The organism is Mesorhizobium sp. M1E.F.Ca.ET.041.01.1.1 (assembly GCF_003997355.1).
GTDB lineage: Bacteria > Pseudomonadota > Alphaproteobacteria > Rhizobiales > Rhizobiaceae > Mesorhizobium.
On the sequence record NZ_RZSL01000562.1, the window covers coordinates 1 to 3,873 of the forward strand.

The following is a 3,873-nucleotide window of genomic DNA, read 5'->3' on the forward strand; positions in this document are numbered from 1 at the left end:
GGTTCTCGTCGAGAGCGCAACCGCGGCCGCGGCGGCATAAGGAAGCCGCCGCTCACCCGATCTCCAGCGTCGCCACCGACAGGCCGGGCTCGCTGGGGTGATGCGCAACCGAGAAGCCAAACTCCCCGCACATTGTGAGCATCTTGCGATTTTCGTTGAGGATTATGCCCTCGATCCGGCCGATGCGTTCGGCCCTCGCATAGTCGATGATCTGCTTCAGCAGGTTCCATCCCAGCCCATGCCCCTGCAGGTCCGATCGTACGAGCAGGGCATATTCGCCGGTCCTGTGATCCGGGTCGCAGGAGAGCCTGCCGATACCGGCGAGCGCTCCCGTGTCCTTTTCGAGCGCGACGAAGGCGATGTCGCGGTCGTAGTCGAGCTGCGTGAGCCGTTTCAGCATCTGGTCCGGAAAATTCCTGCGCGGCGAGAGGAAACGCAGCCGCAGGTCGTCGGGGGAAATCCTGGCCAGGAACGCGGGATAAAGCGCTACGTCCGCCGGCAAGATCGGCCGGATGTGCAAGGACATGCCGTCCGACAGAAGATTCCGGCTCCATCCCGACGGATAGGGTCTTATGGCCAGAGCCGGGTTCGGCGCCGGTTCATCCACCCGTCGCGGGTCGATTTCGATGCGGGCGTCCAGGGCAATCACGCCCGCGGCATCGCCCAACAGGGGATTGATGTCCAGGGAGGTCAGGCAAGGGAAGTCGATGGTCATCCGCGACAAGCCGTTCAGAGCGGCAACGATCGCGGCACGATCTGCCGGCTTGCGGTCGCGATAGCCGGCGAGCAGGCGGCCTATTCGCGTCGCGTCGATCAGATCTCCGGCCAGCACGTCGTCGAGCGGCGGCAGCGCAATGGCGGTATCGTTCAGAACCTCGACCGCCGTGCCGCCGGCGCCAAAAAGCAGGACCGGGCCGAACATCGGGTCCAGGTTCATGCCCAAAATGAGCTCCTGCGCGTGCTTGCGCACGACCATGGTTTGCACGGTGTATCCGTCCGCCTTTGTCCCCGGCGCCTGTGCGCGCAGGCGTGTTTCGATCGACTTCGCGGCCTCTCCGGCCTCCGCGGCGGTCGCAATGTCGAGCACCACGCCGCCGACGTCCGACTTGTGCGAGACCGCCTTCGACAGCAGTTTGACGACCACCCGCTCGGCGCTTTCGAGAAGCTGGCCGGCTGCCTCCGCCACCTCGGGGGTCGAGTTGGCAACAACGGTTCGGGGCACCGGAATGCCATAGGCGGCGATCGCGGCCTTTGCTTCCGGTTCGGTCAGCATGCGCCGCCCTTCGCTTGCCACTTGCCGGAAGATGGCATGCACCGTCGCCTTGCCGTCGGCGGCGCCTCCGTCCTGGCTCGAGGGAGTCCGCAAGAGCGCCCGCTGGGCCCGTGACCATTCGCCGAGATAGGACGCCGCGATCGCCGCATCCTCCGGTGTTTCGAAGCTCGCAATGCCGGCTTCCGTCAGGATGCGCCGGCCTTCGCGCGCGGTATGCTCGCCGAGCCAGCAGCCGAGGAGCGGCTTTCCTCCGATCTCGCCCTCATCGCCAAGCTCGGCCACCTTCCTGGCCGCGTCGGGCGAGGAACCGAGCCCGGTCGGACAGTTCATGACCAGGATGACGTCCGTTCCCGGATCCGCCGACAAGGCTTCGAGCGCCGCTTGATAGCGTTCCGGTGCCGCATCGCCCACGATGTCGACGGGGTTTGCATGCGACCAGGTCGGCGGCAGAACCCCGTTCAGCCGCTCGATCGTCAGCGGTGAAAGCGCGGCCAATTCGCCTCCGCGGTCGATCAGCTTGTCGATCGCAAGGACCCCGGCGCCGCCGCCGTTGGTGACGATGCCGACGCGGGTCCGCTCAAGCGGCGAATAGCGCGCGATCGTCTCGGCGGCATCGAGCAGTTCGGCGAGATCTCTCACCCGCAGCACCCCTGCCCTTCGCAGAGCCGCTTCCACGACCCTGTCCGCGCCCGAAAGCGCTCCGGTGTGCGTCGCCGCCGCCTTGGCCGCCTGTTCGTGTCGGCCGGGTTTGATGGCAATGACCGGCTTGAGCCGCGCCGCCGCCCTCGCGGCCGACATGAACTTGCGCGGATTGGGTATGGTTTCGAGATACATCACGATCGCTCGCGTGTGAAAATCGCCCGCCAGCATGTCGAGGCAGTCGCCGACATCGACGTCGGCCATGTCTCCGAGCGAGATGATCCGGGAAAAGCCGACATCGTTTTCGGCCGCCCAGTCGATCAGTGACGTGGCGATCGCCCCGGATTGCGAGACCAGGGCGATGTTGCCGGGCCTCGCCGGCATGTGAGCGAAACTGGCGTTGAGTTTTGCCGGCGGGACCATCAGCCCGACTGTGTTCGGCCCGATGATCCGCATGAGCGAGGGTTTGGCTGCATCGAGCATCGCCTGGCGCAGACCGTTGTCGCGCGTCAGCCCCGCGGTGATGACGACCGCTGCGCGCGTGCCTTTCTCGGCCAGGTCGCGCACGATGCCGGGAACGGTGTCGGGCGGGGTCACGATCACGGCCAGATCGGGAATGCCCGGAAGATCGGCAAGCGTTGCATAACAGCGGTGACCGGCGACCTCTGAGTATTTCGGGTTGACTGGCCAGGTCTCGCCTTCGAAGCCATCGCTGACGATGTTGTCAAAGACGACGCGGCCGACCGAGCCGACGCGCGTGGACGCGCCGATGACGGCGACGGATCTCGGTGAGACGGCGTATTCAAGATTTCGTATCGTCATTCCGGAAGCTCCTTGCCGCCACATTCACCAAAGGCGCCAAGCATTCATTGCGCTGGATCAAAGCGCCATCCAGCCTCTTGCGGCTAGCTGGCGCCAAACGCCTCACAATCCGAGGAGAACCCGATGAGCTATTATTTCAGCAAAACCCTCGACATGCCGTTCGCGGCGGGGATCGAACACGTGACCAGGAAGCTCGCGGGCAAGGGCTTCGGCATCCTGACGAGGATCGATGTCCAGCACACGATGAAGGTCAAGCTGGGCGTGGACTTCAAGCCATACATGATCCTGGGCGCCTGCAATCCGCATTTCGCGTGGCGCGCGCTGCAGGCCGAGGACAAGATTGGCGCCATGCTGCCCTGCAATGTGATCGTGACCGAGATCGCGCCCGGCAAGATCGAGGTCGCGGCCATCGATCCCATGGCCGCGATGGGTGCGATCGACAACCCGAAGCTTGCCGCGACGGCAAAGGACGTTCGGCTGTTGCTGCAGGAGACGATCGGCGAACTTTGATGGCTGCCGCCGTGAACGAGTCCGTGCTGCGGCGCGCGCTGCTGGCCGTCGCCGTTGTGGGCCTGGCGCTTGGGCTGGGTGTCTGGCGAAGCGGCATCGGCCCCATCTCTCCCATCGGCCCCGTCTCTCCCATCGGCCCCATCTCTCCCATGGGCCCCATCTCTCCCAACGCAATCTGGGCGGCGGCGACCCTGCCCGTCGTTGTGATGCTTGCCATTTCCATCCTGCGGGATTTCTGGATCGGACGGGTCGGCGTCGATGCGATCGCGCTGGTTTCGATGTCGGCGGCGCTGCTGCTTGGGCAGGCCTTGGCGGCGGTGGTTGTCGCCATCATGTATGCCGGCGGCACAGTTCTCGAAGACGTTGCGCGCGGGCGGGCGGAGCGGAACCTCAGGGCCTTGACCGATCGGGCGCCGCGGTTTGCGCATCGAAAGTCCTGCGAGGGGACGGAGACCGTTCCAGTCGAGCAGGTGGCGGTCGGCGACGAGCTGTTGGTGCGGGCCGGCGAGTTGCTGCCCGTCGACGGCATCCTGATCGATACGTCGGCGCTCCTCGATGAATCAACTGTCAGCGGAGAGCCGTTGCCGGAGCGGCGCAGCGCCGGCGACGCGTTGCGCAGCGGCACCGTC

At 65.7% G+C, this 3,873-nt stretch carries 2 protein-coding genes and 1 pseudogene; 2 read left to right on the forward strand and 1 reads right to left on the reverse strand.

Annotated elements, in window-relative coordinates:
- Positions 1 to 52 precede the first annotated feature (52 nt).
- Complete coding sequence (locus EOA38_RS30180) at positions 53 to 2,734, reverse strand: bifunctional acetate--CoA ligase family protein/GNAT family N-acetyltransferase (protein ID WP_126092057.1); 2,682 nt, start codon at positions 2,732 to 2,734, stop codon at positions 53 to 55.
- A 123-nt stretch (positions 2,735 to 2,857) separates the two neighbouring features.
- Here EOA38_RS30180 and EOA38_RS30185 point away from each other — a divergent pair, with 123 nt between their 5' ends.
- Both EOA38_RS30185 and EOA38_RS30190 read left to right on the forward strand, forming a co-directional pair.
- Positions 2,858 to 3,244 carry a DUF302 domain-containing protein gene (locus EOA38_RS30185; RefSeq protein ID WP_126092056.1) on the forward strand — a complete coding sequence of 129 codons (387 nt, stop codon included), beginning with the start codon at positions 2,858 to 2,860 and terminating at the stop codon, positions 3,242 to 3,244.
- Positions 3,244 to 3,873: pseudogene (locus tag EOA38_RS30190) on the forward strand (heavy metal translocating P-type ATPase); the annotation flags it as partial. The gene EOA38_RS30185 and the pseudogene EOA38_RS30190, both read left to right, overlap by 1 nt.

What these genes read in the sequence shown, in the direction of transcription:
- EOA38_RS30185 (WP_126092056.1), top strand. Translation starts at nt 2,858, where the DNA reads ATGAGCTATTATTTCAGCAAAACCCTCGACATGCCGTTCGCGGCGGGG.
- EOA38_RS30180 (WP_126092057.1), bottom strand. Translation starts at nt 2,734, where the DNA reads ATGACGATACGAAATCTTGAATACGCCGTCTCACCGAGATCCGTCGCC.